The following is a 20825-nucleotide window of genomic DNA, read 5'->3' as shown; positions in this document are numbered from 1 at the left end:
TTGAACCTAATCAGCCGGTCTGGTGGTAATGGCGGAGGGGTCCCACGCGTACCCATCCCGAACACGACCGTTAAGCCCTCCAGCGCCGATGGTACTTGGATCGCAGGGTCCTGGGAGAGTAGGACGCCGCCAGGCTGGACGCATGCCCGAGCAGTCGACGAAGTCGACGACCAGGGCTGATGATGGCAGAGGAAGCACCCGAGAGGGTGCTTTTTTGCTATTCCTTTTGCTTGCGTTGCGGATTGTGTTGGTGGATGTGTGGGTACGCAGCCTCATGTCAGCTAGCCGGCTCAACGCCTGACAACTATCTCTAATACGCTAGCCAACCTCAACCCTCGACAACAACCTCATAACATCTCACCGCCTTCACCCCTCCTCCTCCGTCCCTTCACAACAAAATGCAAAAGTGCAGTTTGATCAGGGTAATTTCGCCCAAACGTCCCATCAACCTGCAAAATTGCAGTTTGTTGAGCCTAAACGGACCGATTCACGTAAAATGCGCCGAACAAACTGCACTTTAGCATTTTGTTTGCGCGAATCATCGGTAAGGGGACGAACAAGATGTATCTATGCATTTTGTTTGTGCTGTGGGTTGGAAAGAACGAATAAAGGCACCCCTAAGGGTGCCCTATACGCGAGAATAGATCTATAATGACCGTGAACGCTTGATCACGTATGATAATACGAGACTTCCCGGGGTTCGAGGCGAATATAATGATCCGTATCCGAAAGGAGAGGACTTATGAGCATCCTTCTTCAAGCTTTTTGGAGAGGGTAACATCATGGGGGAATATCCGGTTTATATCAGAATAGATATTGAGCCGACCTCGACGATCAAATTAACCGTTCAGCAGGCTGAAATCCCTTTGGTGGCGGGAAATTTGGTCCTGAACGATCCAAGGTCCTACTCGTAGAATCCTAACGGATCACGGGATATTATCGCGGATCATTTGCAGAAAGCGGATTTCATCTTTATCGACGGCGATCACTCGTACGAAGGAGTACTCATGGATACGACTTTAGCCCGGAAAATGATCAAACCGGAGTGGATCAATTTCGGAAATCCGATAGTTCCCAGCGTTAGCATGGCAATCAATCATTTGAACTTAATGGAAGGCGATCGAATTTGTTTAATCGAAGGCGGAACATTGTGCTTTCAGTTTTACAGGTCAATCGTCGTGCCTTCGGCCTGCCGGAGCACAAATTTCTATTCCTGTTCATGTACGACATGTATATATACTCGCCCCGCAAAATCCGAATTCGGTCCTTCGGGCCTATCGCGAGCGACGCGGTAGGCCGCCATGGGCTATCGGCCGGCTTGGTCATCAAGATGAACAACCCGCAACGTTCGGAGGTCGAAAGCTTGAAAACGCGGCCGAAGGGCTTCCCCACGTCCGAATCATCGACCGAGTCATGAGGCGCGCCGACGTGACCGCGCTGCTGAATTGCTGTGATTGCTACGTCTCGCTGCACCGTGCCTTAGGGTTCGGTTTGCCGCTCGCCGAGGCGATGAGTTTGGGTAAGCCGGTCATCTGCACGAATTGGTCGGGCAACACCGATTTCATGACTCCCGACAATAGCGGAGCCGTTCGTTTTCGGCTCGTCCGAATCGGCCACGATTTCGGCCCGTATAAGGCGCACAAGCTATGGGCGGAGTCCGACGTCGAGCACGCGGCGCATCTGATGAAGCGGGTCGTCTATGACGACGAATGGCGGTCGGCGATCGCGCGTAGAGGACGGGAGACGATTAGCGAATCGTTCTCGTTGGAGGCGTCGGGCCGGCGATGCGGGAGCGGCTGGAGAAGATATGGGGAAAATAGTGAAGGCGCTCGGCAGCGAGCGCTTTTATTGCGTACGCGGGATACCGTCGGACAAGTAATCGCGCGAGCATCTGAGCATACTTAAGATATTGACGCGGACGTGTTTGCATTTTTCAGAAAACGGCATATAATAAGGATATAGTCAAAGAAAGTCAAAGTCAGAGTCAGAGTTCGAATGCCTTCAACCCCCTGAAAGGAGGTTGTACGTTGCGTAACATTACCGATCTTATCGAACATTATTTAAAGCAGATTTTGCAGGGCAGCTCCGAAGGGGCCGTCGAGATCCAGCGAGGCGAGTTGGCCGATAAGTTCAGCTGCGTGCCGTCCCAGATCAATTACGTGATCAGCACCCGGTTCACCCTCGAGAAAGGTTATCTCGTGGAGAGCAAGAGGGGCGGCGGCGGCTACATCCGAATTCAGCGGGTCGACTTGCCTTCGCTCGAGACGGTGCAACGCCATATTCAGCAGACGGTCGGCGACCAGATCGACCAGACCGCCGCGGAAGGGCTGTTCTACCAGCTCGAGCAGGCTCAATTCATTACCCCGCGGGAGGCGTGCTTGCTGAAGGCGGCCGTGTCCCGGGAGGTGCTGACGCTGAAGCTTCCGCTGCGGGACGAAATACGCGCCAAGCTCGTGAAGGCGATTCTTGTCGCACTGTTGGGGAAATAGCCGAAGGAATTCCGAAAGGAGGATCATCCGATGCAATGCCAGGAATGCGGCAATCGCCCGGCAACGCTCCATTTTACGAAAATCGTGAACGGAGAGAAGGCGGAGCTGCATATTTGCGAATCGTGCGCCAGGGAGAAGGGGGAACTCATCCCCGGTACTTCCAGCGGATTTTCCATCCATAACCTGCTCTCGGGCTTGCTGGACTTCGAAACCGTATCCGCCGGCTCGGCCGCCAGGCCGCAACCGGCGGTCAAATGCGACACGTGCGGGATGACGTACGCCCAATTCAGCAAGATCGGGCGATTCGGCTGCAGTCATTGCTACAAGCAATTTTCCGAACGTCTCGATCCGCTTCTGAAGCGGGTGCACGGCAACACGGTACACGTCGGCAAAGTACCGAAGCGGGCGGGCGGCAGGCTGAGGACAAAGCGGGAGATCGACCGGTTGAAGAAGGAAATGCTCGGCCGGATCGAACGGGAAGATTTCGAGACGGCGGCTCAACTGAGGGATCGGATTCGCGAGCTCGAGAAAGAAATGAGCGGCTGAAGGGCAGGAGAACAAGATGACGAAACGAAAATACGTCAAGCAGGCGCTAAGCCAGTGGATGAACGGCACGGGACCCGATTCCGACGTCGTCATCAGCAGCCGGGTGAGGATCGCCCGCAACATCCGGAACTTGCCTTTCCCGATGATGGCGGATCCCGAACAGTCCGGCTCCGTCATGGATCAACTGCTCTCCGTCGCGGAGAACGGCCGGTTGAACGGTCTCGGCAACATCGAGCAGATTCGGCTGACCGAGCTGACCGAGCTCGAGAAGCTCGTGCTCGTGGAGAAACATCTGATCAGCCCCAATCTAGCGAACGAATCCCGTAACGGCGCCTTGATTCTGAGTCCGAACGAGGACATCAGCGTGATGATCAACGAAGAAGATCATCTTCGCATCCAATGCCTGGCCTCCGGATTCCAGATTCGCGAAGCGTGGGACGCGGCCAGCAAGATCGACGATATATTCGAAGAGCAGGTCGAATACGCCTTCGACGAGAAGCACGGCTACTTGACGAGCTGCCCCACGAACGTCGGCACCGGCATTCGCGCTTCCGTCATGATGCACTTGCCCGCGCTCGTCATGACGGGGCAGATCAACCGCATTTTGTCCGCCGTCACGCAAGTCGGTCTCGCGGTGCGGGGTCTGTACGGCGAAGGCAGCGAAGCGACGGGCAACCTGTTCCAAGTGTCGAACCAGATTACGCTTGGACAATCGGAACAGGAGATCGTCGAAAATTTATTCCAGGTCGCTCGCCAAATGATCGAACACGAACGGTCCGCCAGGAGTAAGCTATTAACCGAATCCCGGCTTCGCGTCGAGGACCGGGTGCGACGGTCGTACGGCATTCTGACGCAAGCGATCATCATCGATTCCAAAGAAGCATCCCAGAGGTTATCCGATATTCGGCTAGGCGTTCACCTCGACCTGCTTCCCGAAGTCGACGGTCTCGTCCTGAACGAGCTGCTCGTCTCGACGCAGCCCGGTTCGCTCCAATTGACGTACGGAGAAGCGATGAGTCCGGAAGATCGGGACCGGTCGAGAGCGGAAATGATTCGCAGCCGACTGGCAACTATTTCATAAATGTTTTATTCTAACTTTATAGCTAGGCTTTTTGAACAACCACTTAGGAGGTGTGTCTCATGATGTTTGGCAGATTTACGGAACGTGCGCAGAAGGTGTTGGCGTTGGCTCAAGAAGAGGCGGTGCGTTTGGGACACAATAATATCGGTACGGAACATATTCTGCTCGGTTTGATCCGGGAAGGGGAAAGCATTGCGGCCAAGGCGCTAATCGCGCTCGGTCTCGGCTTGGAGAAAATCCAGGACGAAGTCGAATCGTTGATCGGACGCGGCCAAGAGCAACCGACGAACATCGCTTACACGCCGCGGGCGAAAAAAGTCATCGAGCTGTCGATGGACGAGGCGCGCAAGCTGGGACATACGTACGTCGGCACGGAACATATTCTTCTCGGCCTCATCCGCGAAGGCGAGGGCGTCGCAGCCCGCGTCCTGAACAATCTGGGCATCAGCCTGAACAAGGCTCGCCAGCAAGTGCTGCAGCTGCTCGGCAGCAACGAGAGCGCGTCGCAGAACCACGGACCTTCCGCGAACGTCAGCACGCCGACGCTCGACGGCTTGGCTCGCGACTTGACGGCCAGCGCCCGCGACGGCAACATCGATCCGGTCATCGGCCGTTCCAAGGAAATCGAACGCGTCATCCAAGTGCTGTCCCGCCGCACGAAGAACAATCCCGTTCTGATCGGCGAACCGGGCGTCGGCAAGACGGCGATCGCCGAAGGTCTCGCGCAGAAGATCGTCAACAACGAGATTCCCGAGACGCTTCGCGACAAGCGCGTCATGACGCTCGACATGGGCTCGGTCGTCGCCGGAACGAAGTACCGCGGCGAATTCGAAGACCGTCTGAAAAAAATCATGGACGAAATCCGCCAAGCGGGCAACGTCATTCTCTTCATCGACGAATTGCATACTTTGATCGGAGCGGGCGGCGCGGAAGGCGCGATCGACGCTTCCAACATTCTGAAGCCGGCTCTGGCTCGCGGCGAGCTGCAGTGCATCGGCGCGACGACGCTTGACGAATACCGCAAATACATCGAGAAGGACGCCGCGCTGGAGCGCCGGTTTCAACCGATTACGGTCGATCAGCCGACGCCGGAAGAAGCGATTCAGATTCTGCTCGGCTTGCGCGACCGTTACGAAGCGCATCACCGCGTGAAAATCACCGACGACGCGATCGACGCCGCCGTCAAGCTGTCCGACCGTTACATCCCGGATCGGTTCTTGCCGGACAAAGCGATCGACTTGATCGACGAAGCGGGCTCCAAGGTCAGGCTGAACTCGTACACGGTACCGCCTAACCTGAAGCAGCTCGAGACGCGTCTCGAGGATATCCGCAAGGAGAAGGACGCTGCAGTCCAAAGCCAAGAGTTCGAGAAAGCGGCCGCCCTTCGCGACACCGAACAGAAGATCCGCGAAGAGCTCGATCATACGAAGAACCTGTGGAAAGAGAAGCAAGGCCGCACCGATTCCGAGGTGACGCCGGAAGATATCGCCCAAGTCGTCGCGAGTTGGACCGGCATTCCGGTCAGCAAGCTGGCGGAGGAAGAGACGGAGCGCCTGCTCAAGATGGAAAGCATTCTTCACGACCGCGTCATCGGCCAAGAAGAAGCGGTCAAGGCGGTATCCCGCGCGATCCGTCGCGCCCGCGCCGGCTTGAAGGATCCGAAGCGCCCGATGGGCTCGTTCATCTTCCTCGGCCCGACGGGTGTCGGCAAGACGGAGCTCGCTCGCGCCATCGCCGAAGCGATGTTCGGCGACGAGAACGCGGTCATCCGCATCGACATGTCGGAGTACATGGAGAAGCATTCCACTTCGCGCCTCGTCGGAGCGCCTCCGGGATACGTCGGTTATGACGAAGGCGGCCAACTGACCGAGAAAGTACGCCGCAAGCCGTACTCGGTCGTGCTGCTCGACGAGATCGAGAAGGCCCATCCGGAAGTGTTCAACATCTTGCTCCAAGTGCTTGAGGACGGCCGCTTGACCGATTCCAAAGGCCGTTCCGTCGACTTCCGCAACACGCTTATTATCATGACCTCGAACGTCGGCGCGGAGCAGATCAAGAAGAATTCGACTTTGGGTTTCACGGCCGCGCAAGACGCGGGCCGCGACTACCAGAACATGAAAGAAAAAGTGCTCGCGGAGCTCAAAAAATCGTTCCGTCCGGAGTTCTTGAACCGGATCGACGAATCGATCGTCTTCCATCCGTTGAACGAGGAGCATATCTCCCAGATCGTCACGCTCATGGCCGACGACCTACGTAAGCGCCTCGTCGAGCACAACGTCACTTTCGAACTGACCGACTCGGCGAAATCGTTCCTCGCGAAGGAAGGCTACGATCCGCAATACGGCGCTCGTCCGCTGCGCCGCGCGATCCAGAAGCATATCGAGGACCGGTTGTCCGAAGATCTGCTTCTCGGCAAAATCGCCAAAGGCCACGCGCTCGTCATCGACGAGTCGGAAGGCGGTCTCGTCGTCCGGCAGAAGGGCGAGAAAGGCGAGATCGAATTGACTAAAGCTTAAGCTAAGCTTAGGGAACTCCCCGGGCGACGCCTTTCGGCGATCTCCCGGGGAGTTTTTTGGTTTGTGCTTGTGGGCTTCTGCTGTAATCAGGTGGAACCGAATTGCAGGCGGGTGTTCGGGGGTTGGAGTGGCTGTAGTCAGGTGAAACCGTATTGCAGTCGGTCGTTCGGGGTTGGTGTAGCTGTAGTCAGGTGAAACCGAATTGGAGGCAGTAGTACGGAGTTTGGGATGGATGTAGTCAGGTGAAACCGTATTGCAGGCAGAGTTAGTTGTCTCGTAAGCAACTAAAGCCCTCCGAAGTCCCTTCGAGCAGACAGTTATTGTCTCGCAAGCAACTACAACTCTCCGAAGTCACTCCGAGTAGACCATTAGATGTCCCGCAAGCAACTACAGCCCTCCGAAGTCCCTTCGAGCAGACAGTTATTGTCCCGCAAGCAACTACAACCCTCCGAAGTCACTCCGAGTAGACCATTAGATGTCCCGCAAGCAACTACAGCCCTCCGAAGTCCCTTCGAGCAGACAGTTATTGTCCCGCAAGCAACTACAGCCCTCCGAAGTCGCTCCGAGTAGACCATTAGATGTCCCGCAAGCAACTACAGCCCTCCGAAGTCACTTCGAGCCCTCCGATAATTAGCTCATGAGCAACTAAGACCTGAGGGAGCTTGCATTACGACTCGGAAACTTCCAAGATCCCCCAACTTTCGTTTGCGTATCCGTCCCTGGGCGGGTTTCTCTTGGCCCCGGGAAATGGTAAACTTCAAGATGTAGCGAAAAACGATAATGCCCGCCGTAGCGGTATGCCGAACTTCGCTAATCGCGAAGCCGCAAGTCGGCGTTCGCTGCGGACAACCCGTTTTTCCCGGAAGGAGCGCGACACCCGCCATGGCCAAGGTCAAAACGAAATTCGCCTGCACCGAGTGCGGAACGGAATCGCCCAAATGGATGGGCAAATGCCCGGGCTGCAACGAGTGGAACACGATGGTCGAGGAAACCGAGACGGAAGTCAAGGCAATCGTCGGAAGAAGCGAATTGCACCGGGCGAAAGAAAAAGCCCAACCGATCATACATATAGAAAGTAAGAAAGAACCGCGCATTCTGACGGGCATGGCCGAGTTGAACCGGGTGCTCGGGGGAGGGCTCGTCCCCGGCTCCCTGCTCCTTGTCGGCGGCGATCCGGGCATCGGCAAGTCGACTCTCTTGCTCCAAACCGCTTATTCGCTCTCGAACAAAGGATTGAAAGTGCTATACGTCTCGGGAGAAGAATCCGTGCGCCAGACGAAGCTTCGCGCGGACCGTCTCGGCGCGCTGAACGACAAGCTGTACGTGCTATGCGAGACGAACCTCGAGACGATCGAGGAAGCCATTGCCGAGGTGGAGCCGGACTTCCTCGTCATCGACTCGATTCAAACCGTCTACAGGCCGGAAATCGCTTCCGCGCCCGGCAGCGTCGCGCAAGTCCGCGAGTGCACCGCCCACTTCATGAGAATATCGAAGGTGAACGGCGTCGCGACCGTGCTCGTCGGCCATGTCACGAAGGAAGGCGCGATCGCCGGCCCGAGGCTACTGGAACATATGGTGGACTGCGTGCTTTATTTCGAAGGCGAAAGGCATCATACTTATCGGATTCTTCGGGCGGTTAAGAATCGTTTCGGCTCGACGAACGAAATCGGCATTTTCGATATGGCGGAGGAAGGCCTCCGCGAAGTGACGAATCCGTCCGAGTTGTTCCTGTCGGAAAGGCCGCTCGGCGTCTCCGGCTCGACCGTCGTAGCCAGCATGGAGGGCACGAGGCCGATGCTCGTCGAACTGCAGGCGCTCGTCGCCCCGACGCATTTCCCGTCGCCCCGCCGCATGGCGTCCGGCTTCGACCATCACCGCATGTCGCTCGTCATCGCCGTCCTCGAGAAACGAATGGGCATGCTGCTGCAAAACCAAGACGCTTACTTGAACGTGGCCGGCGGCGTGAAGCTTGACGAACCGGCGGCGGATCTCGCCGCGATCGTCAGCCTCGCGTCCAGCTTCAAGGACGCGCCGACCAAGCCGTACGACGCGATCTTCGGAGAGGTCGGACTGACGGGAGAAGTGAGGGCCGTCTCGCGCGCGGAGCAACGGGTCAAGGAAGCGCACAAGCTCGGATTCAAACGGGTCATTTTGCCGGAGACGAGCATGAAAGGGTGGCAGCCGCCCAAAGACATTCAGCTCATCGGGGTCACGACGGTCGCGCAAGCGCTCAAAGCCGCATTGGAATAGGGGGTATCGTTTGACATAATGAAAGAACATAAAGAAAGAGACCCTAAAGACACGAAAGAGAAAGAACGCAACCAGCAAGAGAAAACGATGAATTTGCTGCTGCAGATGGTCGCGCCGGGAACCCCTTTCCGCGACGGATTGGAGAACGTGCTTCGCGCGAAGACGGGGGCGCTTATCGTCGTCGGCTACAGCCCCGAAGTGATGGAAGTCGTCGACGGAGGTTTCTCCATCAATTGCGATTTCAGTCCGAACTACTTGTACGAATTGGCCAAAATGGACGGAGCGATCATTCTCAACGAAGACGTGAAACGCATTCTGTACGCCAATACGCAGTTGATCCCCGATCCGTCGATTTCCTCGTCGGAGACGGGCATCCGCCACCGTACGGCGGAGCGGGTCGCGAAGCAGACGGGCAAGCTCGTCGTCTCCATCTCGCAGCGCCGCAACGTCATTACGCTATATCAAGGCAATCTTCGCTACGCCCTCAAGGAAATGGGCGTGATCCTGACGAAGGCGAACCAAGCGATACAGACGATGGAGAAGTATCGGGCCGTGTTCACGCAAGCGCTCACGAACTTGTCCGCGCTGGAGTTCGAGGAAATGGTCACGATGCACGAGGTGGCTTACGTCATCCAACGAGCCGAGATGATGCTGCGAATCAATAACGAGATTAACCGTTACGTGCTGGAGCTCGGCAACGAAGGCCGGCTCATCTCGATGCAGAAGGAAGAGCTGGTCGGCTCGGCCGAAGAAGAAGCTTGGCTGCTGCTCCGGGACTACGCCAAGGACGACGCCGAGAACAAGGTGAAGGAAATTCAAGCGGCGATCCGCAAGCTCAGCTCGGAAGAACTGCTCGATTCGGGCTTGCTGATCCGTCTTCTCGGCTATCCGTCGCTGAACTCCGTCGTCGAGGAAGGGCTCCTGCCGCGCGGTTATCGGATGCTGAGCAAGATCCCCCGCCTGCCGAGCATCATCATCCACAATCTCGTCGATCGTTTCTGCGCTTTGCCCCATATCGTCATGGCTTCGATAGAAGAACTCGACGAGGTGGACGGGATCGGGGAGGTTCGCGCGCGCGCGATCAAGGAAGGTCTCAAACGGATACAAGATCAGGTGTTTATTGACAGACAGATATAAGGGGAATACAATTGGTAATGTTCTTAGCGGCCGTTCCCAATCGATTACCAGAAAACGCGTTCGATAACGCTTAACTTGATCGTAGATAGGGTATAGTAAAGTCGAGGTGGCATAACATGATCGCAAAATCCATACCGAACCTGTTCACCATTGGGAATTTGACGTTAGGCGTCATCTCCATTATTTTGGCGTTTAACGACGATGCGAATACGGCGGCGCTTCTCGTCATTATCGCGATGCTTCTCGATGGGCTGGACGGACGGGTCGCCCGCGCGCTGAACGCGCAGAGCGAATTCGGCAAGGAACTGGATTCACTGTCCGACGTCATCTCCTTCGGCGTCGCTCCGGCGTTCATCATGTACCAAGCCGGATTCCACGAAGAAGTCAATTCGGCGATGGCATGGATCGTCACGGCGCTGTTCCCGATATGCGGAGCTTTGAGATTGGCGAGATTCAACGTCATCGACGGCATCCCGGGCTATTTCATCGGATTGCCGATTCCGGCCGCCGGCGGCGTCTTGGCAACGCTCGCGCTGTTCCACCACGAGCTGCATTACTCGCTTCTGCTCATTAGCACCGTTGCTTTGTCGTTCTTGATGATTAGCAATATGAAGTATCCGAATTTCAAGAAGCTAGGCTTGCCGAAGAAAGCGATATGGGCCATTCCGCTCGTCGTCGTCGCCGCGGCCGTTTTGGCGTATATGTTCCAACAAGCGATTCCGAAAGTCATTCTGGCGCTGCTTCTTCTGTACGCGCTTTGGGGCTTAAAAAAAAACGTTGATGGCTTGTTCCCCTCCGCTCGCCGTCGCGCGAAGCGATTGAAAGCGGAGGAAGATGATGAGCAGTCGAAGCATAGCGCATAGTCGCTCCTCTTCCGAACCGAACGCCATGCCGAAAGCATCGGTAGTTTCCCCGACCGCAAGGGAGCTTCCGGTGCTTTTTTCCATTGGCGTGCGCGCTGTTCTCGATGAACGACATCATCGTCGCGATCGCTAAGGATACGCTGGAGTAGGCGTAACGTCGTTAATCATGCGCAAGAAAAAAAGCAGCCCGCGAGGGCTGCTTTTCGTTTACTCGAAAATCAAGTGAGATTAAACCATCCGAGCGTGGAGCATTTGTCCGCTTCCTTGGCGACGACGTCTTGGAGGCTAATGTCCAGCAGATTGCACATGGCCGACAGGTAAAACAAGTTTTTGCCCATTTCGCCGCGAATCGCTTCCCGGCAATTCTCGCACAAGGCGCCTTCCATATGGGACTTGGACTGCCGGTTCGCCTGATCCAGCTTCATCCCTTCGGAGAAGCCTTGATTCCGGGCGTTCAGGGCGATGCAACCGCATTCGGTGATCGACTTGGTGACGGAGCGGTTGACGGAGGCGTTCGACTGGCTGTACTTCGTGACGACGTCGAGCAGACTGCGATGACGGAGCAACAATTCCGACACCTGACTCTGAAACTCGCTGAGCGTAGGCGCGTTCATCCGTTCCACCTCGGTTACCTTTAATTGTCTTTGAACTCATTATAGAGCAAGGTTCCGCGGAATTCAAAGGAAGTTCGCGTTTTTGAGGAAACTTTAAGACAGCTTCCGGAGCGCGATTAGGTTTCGTAAAAATGGAACATACTAGTAACGGTAGTTTTGACTTATGATCCGAAAGGAAGTGAAAGACATGATGATAAGAAGAGTGATTCAAACGCTCGGGCTGCTGCTCGGAGCGCTGCTCGGGGAACAATTGATCCGCTTGCAATCGTCGCCCGACTCGCCTTGGATGGGAACTTTGCTCGGCACGTCCGGCGGCGCGGGAGGCACTTTCAGCGCGGTCGTCGGCGCCGGCGCCGGGTTTCTCGTCGCGACGTCCGTGGCTTCGCCGGTATCCCGCGCCTTGCAAAGAGGAATCGACAGGTTATCCGGTTATCCGATCGCGGAATTGTTGTCCGGCCTCGTCGGTTTGACGTTCGGACTTGCGCTATCGTCGTTCGCATACCCCTATTTGACGGATATTCCGCACGTCGGGCAAGTCGTGGCGGCGGGCGCGGCGCTGACGCTCGGTTACGCGGGCGCGCGCGTCGGCACGATGAAGAAGGACGAGCTCGGAGCGTGGTTCAAAACGCGGGGAACGGCGGAAGCGCCGAAGAGCGACGGACCTCGGTACGAAGAGCACAAGATTCTCGATACGAGCGTCATTATCGACGGCCGCATCGCGGATATTTGCAAGACGGGATTTATCGAAGGGACGCTGGTCATTCCGGAATTTGTTCTCGAAGAGCTGCAGCATATCGCCGATTCTTCCGATCTGCTAAAGCGGAACAGAGGACGCAGAGGGCTTGATATTTTGAACAAAATCCAAAAAGAGCTCGACGTGCGGGTGCTCATCTACGAGGACGCGAACGAAGAACCGGGAGAAGTCGACAGCAAACTCGTCAAGCTCGCGAAGGCGATGAAGGGCAAAGTGGTCACTAACGATTTCAACCTGAACAAAGTGTGCGAGCTGCAAGGAGTATCGGTATTGAACATCAACGACTTGGCGAACGCGGTGAAACCGGTCGTGTTGCCGGGCGAAGAGATCGTCGTCCAGGTAATCAAGGACGGCAAGGAGCATGGCCAAGGCGTCGCTTATTTGGACGACGGCACGATGATCGTCGTGGAAGGCGGCAGGGACTTCATCGGAACGACGATGGAAGTGCTCGTGACGAGCGTGCTGCAAACTTCGGCGGGACGGATGATCTTCGCCAAGCCGAAGCTATTGGAAAAAGCGCTCTAACAAGGTATGATAATAGAAATACGGGCGGGACGCGCTCTTGTGTCCCGTCTTTCTTTTTGTATAATTGATAATTCATCACCGCTATAAGGGGAATGTGCGGATGGAATGGGGAGCCGTCATCGTCGCGGCCGGACGGGGAACGCGGATGGGCGCGGCGGACAATAAAGTATTTTTGGAGCTGGGCGGACGAAGCCTGCTTGCGCGGTCGCTGGAAGCTTTCGAACGGTGCGAAGCGGTGTCTTCCGTCGTTCTCGTCGTCTCGGCGGGAGAGAGGAAGAAGGCGGCGGAAATCGTCGGCGAGGAAGGCTTCCGCAAAGTGGCGATGATCGTTCCGGGCGGCGCGGAAAGGCAGCAAAGCGTATACGAGGGGCTCGGCGCGTTGTCGACCGACGGCGTTCTCGTGCACGACGCGGCGAGGCCGCTCGTGACGCCGGAGCAGATCGAAGCGTGCATTCGGGCGGCGGAGGAACACGGCGCTTCGGCGCTTGCCGTCCGCGTGAAGGATACGATCAAAGTGTCGGACGGGAACGGATTTATCGTGGCGACGCCCGAGCGCGGCTTGCTATGGGGCGTGCAGACGCCCCAAGCGTTCTCTCGCGGGGAGCTGATGGCCGCCCACCGGCAGGCGAGCGAAGAAGGCGCCGCCGCGACGGACGACGCGATGCTGCTCGAGCGGCTCGGCAAGAAGGTCGCGATCGTCGAAGGCGATTACGCGAATATCAAAATCACGACGCCCGAGGATTTGCCGATCGCGGAGCTGTTGCTCGCGAGACGCCGGGAAAGGGAGAGCGCGACATGATCAGAATCGGACAAGGGTTCGACGTACACCAATTGGTCGAAGGCCGGCCTTGCATGATCGGAGGCGTTAATATACCGCACGTGAAAGGGCTTCTCGGCCACTCCGACGCGGACGTTCTGCTGCACACGATCAGCGATGCCGTACTGGGGGCGCTTGCGCTGGGCGACATCGGCAAGCATTTTCCGGATACGGATCCCGCTTTCAAGGACGCGGACAGCGTAAAGCTGCTGGAGCGCGTATGGGCGCTCGCGAAGGAGCGGGGCTACAAGCTCGGCAACGTCGACGCGACGATCATCGCCCAAGCGCCGAAGATGGCGCCTCACATCCCGGCCATGGTCGCCGTCATCGCGCGCGCGCTCGAAGGCGAGGAATCGCAAGTGAACGTCAAGGCGACGACGACGGAATGGCTCGGATTCGCGGGACGCGGCGAAGGCATCGCTTCGCAAGCCGTCGTGCTGCTCGTCAAAGAGTAAGCGGGCGGAATCTACATAGTACTTGTTCAAAAAGACCGATTTTCAGCACCGAGAAGGTTGAAAGAAGCTAGGGAATGAGGATCGGAGCGTAGGCAAACCTACGTGAGAACCGGAAGTCCCGGCTGAATTCAAGATTCGATGTCGAATAAACTTCTTGATTCACTTCGTGATCAAAATCGGGCTTTTTGAACAACCTCATATCGCATGGAAAGCATGGGAGGAACGACAATGACCACACCAGTACGCGTACGCTACGCGCCAAGCCCGACGGGGCATCTGCACATCGGCAACGCGAGAACGGCGATTTTCAACTACTTGTTCGCGCGCCATCACGGCGGCGAATTTATCATCCGCATCGAGGACACGGACGTGAAGCGCAACGTCGCGGGCGGAGAAGAAAGCCAACTGAAGTATTTGAAATGGCTCGGCGTCGATTGGGACGAAAGCGTCGACCGCCCCGGCAAATACGGTCCGTACCGGCAGACGGAACGGCTCGATCTCTATAGCGCTCATACGGCCCAATTGCTGGAGCGAGGCATCGCCTATCCTTGTTACTGCATGGAGGAAGAGCTGGAGCGGGAGCGCGAAGAGCAATCCGCCCGAGGCGAAACGCCGAAGTATTCGGGCCGTTGCCGTCATCTCGGAGAGACCGATCGCGCGGCGTTCGCCGCCGAAGGACGCGTGCCTAGCGTCCGCTTCACCGTTCCGACAGACCGGACGTATACGTTCAACGATACGGTCAAAGGCGAAATCTCGTTCCGTTCCGACGACTTCGGCGATTTCGTCATCGTGAAGAAGGACGGCATTCCGACGTATAACTACGCGGTAGCGGTGGACGATCACCTGATGGAGATCTCCCACGTTCTTCGGGGCGAAGACCATATTACGAATACGCCTCGCCAGCTCATGGTGTACGAGGCGTTCGGTTGGACGCCGCCCGAATTCGGTCATATGACGCTCATCGTCAACGACCAGCGCAAGAAGCTGTCGAAGCGGGACGAGTCGATCATCCAGTTCATCTCGCAATACGACGATCTCGGCTACTTGCCGGAATCGCTGTTCAATTTCATTACGCTGCTCGGTTGGTCTCCTGAAGGGGAAGATGAGATTTTCGGGCGCGAGCAATTGATCGGCATCTTCGACGAGAAGCGACTTTCGAAGAGCCCGGCCGTGTTCGACACCGCCAAGCTCAATCACCTGAATCAGCATTACATGAAACAAGCGACGTCGGAGCGCGCGCTCGAGCTGTGCCTGCCGCACTTGAAGGCGGCCGGCAGGCTCGGCGCCGATCCTGCCGCGTCCGAGACGGAATGGGCGACCGCGCTCGTGGCGTTGTTCCGCGACCATCTGCGGTTCGGCGCGGAGATCGCTCCGTTGTCCGATTTGTTCTTCCAGGATAAGCTCTCGTTCGACGACGAAGCGAGCGCCGTGCTCGCGGAAGAGACCGTTCCCGCCGTATTGGGCGGTTTCCTCGCCGCGGTAGAGGAAGCGGGGGAAGCCGGCTTCACGATCGAGAACATGAAGTCGCTCATCAAGTCCGTGCAGACGACGACGGGCGTCAAGGGCAAAGGGCTGTTCATGCCGATCCGCGTCGCGCTTACCGGCCAGACGCACGGACCGGATTTGAACGGCACGATCTGGCTGCTCGGCCGCGACCGCGTCGTCGCGCGTCTGCGGGATCGCCTGTAGGCCGCCGTCCCGGGTCTCTTGTCACCCGCCGGGCGTTGCATTATACTTGAGCTAATATCGAACATGCGCGAAGATCAGGAAAGTACGTTTCGCTGAAGGAATGCCCAGAGAGGGCGGACTTGGCTGGGAGCCGCCTCATTCCCGCGAAACCGAATGCGCCTGGGAGCCGCGCCGCCGATCGGACTTCCGAAGGTAACGCGATGCGTCGCATCGCCGTTTCGCCGGAACGTCTCGGGTAGGCGGAGCCGGGTGGAACCCGTTAACAACCATGAAGGAGCGATCGACTACCCCGCAAGGGTCGGCGACGGCTCAAGCAGAGTGGAACCACGTCACGACGTCTCTGCAGCGATTACGCTGCGGGGACTTTTTTTAATGGATCAGAAAGTATAAGTTTCGACTTCCTTATACTGATCTGATCCCTACGCAAAGCTACTCCGACGTCCGTAGGACGCCGAAGGCGTTTTTGCTTGTTCGCAGCATCAACGTCCGGAGTCAATCACGCCTCTCGGATTCGAGCGAAATAACATCGATGCGCTATTTTGCGACGGATGATTGAAATAGTTGGAGAATAGCAGTTATTGCACCAATGCTGTGTTGCTAATCCGCCGCTACTGGCCCGATTTAGCCGAGTAGCCGGAAAAAATTGGGCTCATCCGTCTTCCTTTCCAATCGGGAACCGGTGTCGCGGTTCTATTCTGGGAATCATCAGAGAGTTTTAGGGGGGATCGTCATGGGAGCATGGAGAACGATCAAGTCCGATATCGAGGCGGTGTTCGAGAACGACCCCGCCGCCCGCAACTGGTTCGAGGTCGCGTTTACGTACGCGGGCTTGCATGCCATATGGGCGCATCGCGTCGCCCATTTCTTTTTTCGCCGGAAGCTGTTCACGATCGCCCGCATGATCTCGCAGATCAGCCGCTTCTTCACGGGCATCGAGATCCATCCGGGCGCGCGGATCGGCAAGAAGCTGTTCATCGACCACGGCATGGGCGTCGTCATCGGGGAAACGTGCGAGATCGGGGACGAGGTCGTCATTTATCAGGGCGTCACGCTCGGCGGCACGGGCAAGGAGAAGGGCAAGCGGCATCCGACGATCGGCAATCGCGTCGTCATCGCGTCGGGGGCGAAAGTGCTCGGCTCGTTTAAGGTGGGCGACCATTCGAACATCGGGGCGAACTCCGTCGTCCTTCGCGAAGTTCCGCCGAACAGCACAGTCGTCGGCATACCCGGCCGCATCGTCAAGCGCGACGGGAAGAAGATCGGAGACCGGCTCGACCATACGAACCTGCCCGATCCGCTCATCGAGACGTTCCGGTTCATGCAGAAGGAAATCAACGAATTGAAGCAAGAAGTCGAACGCCTGAAAGCCGGCGGCCAGAATGGGAACGCTAGTCCCGAGGAAAAGGAGCCAACCAAAAGTGAACTTGAAAATATACGATAGCATGGCGAGGGAAGCGGTCCCTTTCGAACCGCGGGAGCCGGGCAAAGTGAACATGTACGTGTGCGGACCGACCGTATACGACTACATCCATATCGGGAACGCGCGTCCGGTCATTTTCTTCGACGTCGTGCGCCGTTATCTCGAATCGATCGGCCTGCAAGTGAATTACATCGTGAACTTCACCGACGTCGACGATAAAATGATCCGCAAGGCGAACGAGCTCGGCATTACGGTGCCCGAGCTGGCGGAGAAATTCATCGCGGCGTTCAACGAAGATCGCGACGGTCTCGGCGCGAGACGTCCGACCGTCGCTCCTCGCGTAACGGAGACGATTCCGGAAATCGTGGCCTTCATCCAAGGGCTCGTCGACAAGGGGGCCGCGTACGAGAACGGGGGCGACGTGTACTTCCGCACCGGCTCGTTCCCGGATTACGGCAAGCTGTCGCACAAAAACCTCGACGAGCTTCAGTACGGCATCCGGATCGACGTCGACGAACGCAAAGAGAACCCGCAGGACTTCGTGCTGTGGAAAGCCGCCAAGCCGGGGGAAATCCATTGGCCGAGCCCGTGGGGAGACGGCCGTCCGGGCTGGCACATCGAGTGCTCGGCGATGGTGCAGAAATTCGCCGGGGACACGCTCGACATTCACGGCGGCGGCCACGACCTGCAGTTCCCGCACCATGAGTGCGAGATCGCGCAATCCGAATCGTTGACCGGAGAGCCGCTATCGCGTTATTGGATGCACAACGGATTCGTCAACATCAACAACGAGAAGATGTCGAAGTCGCTCGGCAACGGCGTTAACGTCCGCCAGCTGCTGAAGAAAACGAGCCGCTACGCGATTCGTTACTTGATGCTCGCCACGCATTACCGGAGCCCGCTGAACTTCAGCGACGAGACGATCCGCCAAGCGGAAAGCAGCGTCGAACGGCTGACGAATTCCCGCGACAACGTGAAGCACAGGCTGTCCACCGTCGCGCAAGGAAGCTTGGCGCTTCCGGGGGATGAAGCGCTTCGCGCGCGGCTCGACGAGCTGCGAACGAGCTTCCGCGAACGGATGGATGACGACTTCAGCACGCCGGACGCGATTACCGCGTGGTTCGGGCTCGTCACGGAAGCGAACGCGTACTTGAAGAAGGAAGCGGTCAGCGAATCCGATCTTCTGCTCCTTCTGGAGAGAATAGGCGAGATGGACGCCGTTCTTGGCCTGTTGCCGGCTCAAGCGGACGACGGCGGATTGCTGGACGAAGAAGTCGACGCGCTGATCGCCGAGCGCACGGCCGCCCGCGCGAACCGGAATTTCAAGCGCGCGGACGAAATCCGGGATTTGCTGGCGGGCAGGGGCATCGCGCTGGAGGATACGCCGCAAGGGATCCGTTGGAAGCGCAAATGACGGATCGCGCGAGCGGCAAGACCTTGCCTCCCGTCGTTGCTCCCGTCGTTCCCTCCGACGTACCCGTGAACCTGCTGTCGCCGGTCGTGCTCGCGTACGTCGGCGATGCCGTATTCGAGATTTACATTCGTCAGAAACTCGTGGCGGGCGCGAGCCGCAAGCCCCACGAGCTGCACCGCGCGACGACCGGCTTCGTGTCCGCGGCCGCGCAGGCGAAGCTGCTTCAACGCTGGATGCCTACCCTGTCCGAAGAAGAGGCCGACATCGTCAGACGCGGCCGCAACGCCAAGTCCGGCCAGCCGCCCAAGAACGCGGACCCGGGCGATTACCGTCACGCCACGGCTCTGGAATGTCTCGTCGGATACTTGTATTACCAAGGAGCCGGAGAGCGACTGGAACGGTTGGTCGGGATGGCATTCGAGACCGAGGATAAGATCAATGACCTTGCCGGCGATAGCGAGCCGGAATAACCGATAAAGGAAGATGAGCAATGAGCAGCAACAAAGATTATCCGAGGATGTCCGGAGGGCGCCGGACGGAGGACGGCAAGCCGTTCCCGCCACGCTCTCAAGGCGAACGCAAGGGCGGATGGAACGGCTCCGTCGCCGGAGAACGCGGTCCTCGCCGGGACGATCGGCGCCCTTCGCATCCGGTCGCCAAGGAATCGGCGGCGGACGCGGAGCAATGGACCGCGGACAGCGCGCTGAAGGGCGACGAGGAATACTTGGCAGGGAAACATCCCGTGCTGGAGGCGCTGAAAGCCGGGCGCGCGATCAATAAAATCTTCGTATCCAGCCAAGCGCAGCGCCATCTGGTACAGCCGATCATGGAAGAAGCGAAAGCGCGCGGCATCGTCGTGCAGCAGGTCGATAAGCCGAAGCTGGACAGGCTCGTTCCCGACGTGCAGCACCAAGGCGTCGTCGCGCAAGTCGCGGCCGCGGCTTACTACGAAGTGGACGAGCTGCTTGCCCGCGCCGCCGAACGCGGCGAACCGCCGCTCATCGTCCTTCTCGACGAAGTCGAAGATCCTCATAATCTGGGCTCCATCCTGCGGACGGCGGATTGCACCGGCGTTCACGGCGTGATCGTGCCGAAGCGCCGCAGCGCGGGATTGACCCCGGTCGTCGCGAAGACGTCGGCGGGCGCCGTCGAATACGTGCCCGTGGCGCGCGTCGCGAATTTGACCCAGACGATGGAGAAGCTGAAGGAAGCGGGCCTCTGGATCGCCGGAGCCGACGTAGGCGCGAAGCAAGGCTTCTACGAGACGAACTTGACCGGGCCGCTCGCGATCGTCATCGGCAACGAAGGCCAAGGACTGTCGCGCCTCGTGAAGGAACGTTGCGACTTCATTCTTTCGCTGCCGATGGTCGGCAAGATCAATTCCTTGAACGCCTCGGTCGCGACCGGCGTTATTCTGTACGAGGTCGTACGCCAGCGGCAAGCGAAATCGGCCAAGGGAAATGGCTGAACAACGGAAATTCCAAAGGGAAGACGTCCTTCTCGTCGACGGGTACAACATGATCGGAGCCTGGCCGGAGCTCGCGGCGATGAAGAACGACAAGCTCGAGGACGCCAGGGACATGCTGATCGACATGCTGTCCAATTACCAAGGGTATGCGGGACTCGTCGTCATCGTCGTGTTCGACGCGTTCCGCGTGCCCGGCTCGGGCAAGCAATACCGTCTCCGGAAGAAGTTCCGGGTCGTCTACACGCGGGAGCGGGAGACGGCGGACGAGTGCATCGAGAGGCTCGTCGGCGAATGGACGTCCGTCCGGCGGAACGTCTACGTCGCGACGTCTGACCTCGTCGAGCAGCACGTCGCCTTCGGCAAGGGCGCCCTTCGGGTGCCCGCGCGCGAGCTTAGAATCTCCGTGCGGCAGAGCGCGACCGAAATTCGGACGGAACTCGACAAAACCGTGCAACTGAAAAAGAACCCCCTCGGAGGCTCGCTTCCCGACGACGTGCTAGGCAGGCTCGAACGGATGAGGCGGGGGCTCGGGGAAGGGTAATCGGAAGAGGTTGTTCAAAAATCCCGATTTTGATCACGAAGCGATTCAGGAAGTTTATTCGACATCGAATCTTGAATTCAGCGGGGACTTCCGGTTCTCACGTAGGTTTGCCTACGCTCCGATCCTCATTCCCTAGCTTCTTTCAACTTTCTCGGTGCTGAAAACCGGTCTTTTTGAACTCTCCTCATTTCCGTTACTTTTATTTACAATTTTGCCACCGGCACGACGCGCCGAAAAACGCCCGAA

Annotated in this window: 19 protein-coding genes and 1 rRNA gene; 19 read left to right on the top strand and 1 reads right to left on the bottom strand. The window is 57.8% G+C overall.

Features of this window, described 5'->3' with window-relative positions:
- Nucleotides 1–18: 18 nt before the first annotated feature.
- The 10 genes from rrf to pssA all read left to right on the top strand — a co-directional run bounded on the left by rrf (nucleotide 19) and on the right by pssA (nucleotide 10882).
- Nucleotides 19–135, top strand: a 5S ribosomal RNA gene (rrf, locus tag ACFPPD_RS08710).
- Between the two features lie 800 nt (nucleotides 136–935).
- Complete coding sequence (locus ACFPPD_RS08705) at nucleotides 936–1295, top strand: class I SAM-dependent methyltransferase (protein WP_378081884.1); 360 nt, start codon at nucleotides 936–938, stop codon at nucleotides 1293–1295.
- A complete protein-coding gene (locus ACFPPD_RS08700) occupies nucleotides 1204–1905 on the top strand; it encodes a glycosyltransferase (protein WP_378081881.1) in 702 nt (233 codons plus the stop codon). The genes ACFPPD_RS08705 and ACFPPD_RS08700 overlap by 92 nt, the downstream gene beginning before the upstream one ends.
- 122 nt (nucleotides 1906–2027) lie before the next feature.
- Nucleotides 2028–2489, top strand: coding sequence for a CtsR family transcriptional regulator (locus tag ACFPPD_RS08695; RefSeq protein WP_209750121.1), 462 nt, complete (start codon nucleotides 2028–2030; stop codon nucleotides 2487–2489).
- 30 nt (nucleotides 2490–2519) lie between these two features.
- Entirely contained in the window at nucleotides 2520–3035 is a 516-nt protein-coding gene (locus ACFPPD_RS08690; protein ID WP_209750120.1) for a UvrB/UvrC motif-containing protein, read from the top strand.
- A 16-nt stretch (nucleotides 3036–3051) separates the two neighbouring features.
- A complete protein-coding gene (locus ACFPPD_RS08685; RefSeq protein ID WP_209750119.1) occupies nucleotides 3052–4116 on the top strand; it encodes a protein arginine kinase in 1065 nt (354 codons plus the stop codon).
- A 59-nt stretch (nucleotides 4117–4175) separates the two neighbouring features.
- A complete protein-coding gene (locus ACFPPD_RS08680; protein ID WP_209750118.1) occupies nucleotides 4176–6632 on the top strand; it encodes an ATP-dependent Clp protease ATP-binding subunit in 2457 nt (818 codons plus the stop codon).
- An 882-nt stretch (nucleotides 6633–7514) separates the two neighbouring features.
- Nucleotides 7515–8882 carry a DNA repair protein RadA gene (gene radA / locus ACFPPD_RS08675; RefSeq protein ID WP_209750117.1) on the top strand — a complete coding sequence of 456 codons (1368 nt, stop codon included), beginning with the start codon at nucleotides 7515–7517 and terminating at the stop codon, nucleotides 8880–8882.
- An 18-nt stretch (nucleotides 8883–8900) separates the two neighbouring features.
- Nucleotides 8901–10019, top strand: a complete 1119-nt coding sequence (gene disA / locus ACFPPD_RS08670; RefSeq protein ID WP_209750116.1) for a DNA integrity scanning diadenylate cyclase DisA — start codon at nucleotides 8901–8903, stop codon at nucleotides 10017–10019.
- A 116-nt stretch (nucleotides 10020–10135) separates the two neighbouring features.
- Entirely contained in the window at nucleotides 10136–10882 is a 747-nt protein-coding gene (gene pssA / locus ACFPPD_RS08665) for a CDP-diacylglycerol--serine O-phosphatidyltransferase (protein WP_209750115.1), read from the top strand.
- A gap of 218 nt (nucleotides 10883–11100) precedes the next feature.
- On the opposite strand, the gene ACFPPD_RS08660 is transcribed toward pssA, so the two are convergent.
- A complete protein-coding gene (locus ACFPPD_RS08660) occupies nucleotides 11101–11496 on the bottom strand; it encodes a nucleoside triphosphate pyrophosphohydrolase family protein (RefSeq protein ID WP_209750114.1) in 396 nt (131 codons plus the stop codon).
- 190 nt (nucleotides 11497–11686) lie between these two features.
- Between ACFPPD_RS08660 and ACFPPD_RS08655 the strand changes: the two genes are divergently transcribed.
- The 9 genes from ACFPPD_RS08655 (at nucleotide 11687) to ACFPPD_RS08615 (ending at nucleotide 20579) form a co-directional block, all read left to right on the top strand.
- Complete coding sequence (locus tag ACFPPD_RS08655) at nucleotides 11687–12775, top strand: PIN/TRAM domain-containing protein (RefSeq protein WP_378081879.1); 1089 nt, start codon at nucleotides 11687–11689, stop codon at nucleotides 12773–12775.
- 100 nt (nucleotides 12776–12875) lie between these two features.
- Nucleotides 12876–13574 (top strand): 2-C-methyl-D-erythritol 4-phosphate cytidylyltransferase, encoded by a 699-nt coding sequence (gene ispD, locus ACFPPD_RS08650; RefSeq protein WP_209750112.1) that lies wholly within the window; start codon nucleotides 12876–12878, stop codon nucleotides 13572–13574.
- Nucleotides 13571–14047, top strand: a complete 477-nt coding sequence (gene ispF, locus ACFPPD_RS08645; RefSeq protein WP_209750111.1) for a 2-C-methyl-D-erythritol 2,4-cyclodiphosphate synthase — start codon at nucleotides 13571–13573, stop codon at nucleotides 14045–14047. Before ispD ends, ispF begins: the two co-directional genes overlap by 4 nt.
- Nucleotides 14048–14275: 228 nt before the next feature.
- Nucleotides 14276–15736: a glutamate--tRNA ligase gene (gene gltX, locus ACFPPD_RS08640; RefSeq protein WP_209750110.1), complete on the top strand. Its 1461-nt coding sequence runs from the start codon at nucleotides 14276–14278 to the stop codon at nucleotides 15734–15736.
- A gap of 730 nt (nucleotides 15737–16466) precedes the next feature.
- Complete coding sequence (gene cysE, locus ACFPPD_RS08635) at nucleotides 16467–17177, top strand: serine O-acetyltransferase (RefSeq protein ID WP_209750109.1); 711 nt, start codon at nucleotides 16467–16469, stop codon at nucleotides 17175–17177.
- Complete coding sequence (gene cysS, locus ACFPPD_RS08630) at nucleotides 17155–18570, top strand: cysteine--tRNA ligase (RefSeq protein ID WP_209750108.1); 1416 nt, start codon at nucleotides 17155–17157, stop codon at nucleotides 18568–18570. The genes cysE and cysS overlap by 23 nt, the downstream gene beginning before the upstream one ends.
- Nucleotides 18567–19040: a Mini-ribonuclease 3 gene (locus tag ACFPPD_RS08625; protein ID WP_209750107.1), complete on the top strand. Its 474-nt coding sequence runs from the start codon at nucleotides 18567–18569 to the stop codon at nucleotides 19038–19040. The genes cysS and ACFPPD_RS08625 overlap by 4 nt, the downstream gene beginning before the upstream one ends.
- Nucleotides 19041–19273: 233 nt before the next feature.
- Nucleotides 19274–20038, top strand: a complete 765-nt coding sequence (gene rlmB / locus ACFPPD_RS08620; RefSeq protein ID WP_378081877.1) for a 23S rRNA (guanosine(2251)-2'-O)-methyltransferase RlmB — start codon at nucleotides 19274–19276, stop codon at nucleotides 20036–20038.
- Nucleotides 20031–20579 carry an NYN domain-containing protein gene (locus ACFPPD_RS08615; RefSeq protein WP_209750106.1) on the top strand — a complete coding sequence of 183 codons (549 nt, stop codon included), beginning with the start codon at nucleotides 20031–20033 and terminating at the stop codon, nucleotides 20577–20579. Before rlmB ends, ACFPPD_RS08615 begins: the two co-directional genes overlap by 8 nt.
- Nucleotides 20580–20825: the final 246 nt, after the last annotated feature.

Source organism: Cohnella suwonensis, assembly GCF_042655365.1.
Taxonomy (GTDB): Bacteria; Bacillota; Bacilli; order Paenibacillales; family Paenibacillaceae; genus Cohnella; species Cohnella suwonensis.
This window is presented reverse-complemented; position numbering and strand designations above follow the sequence as displayed.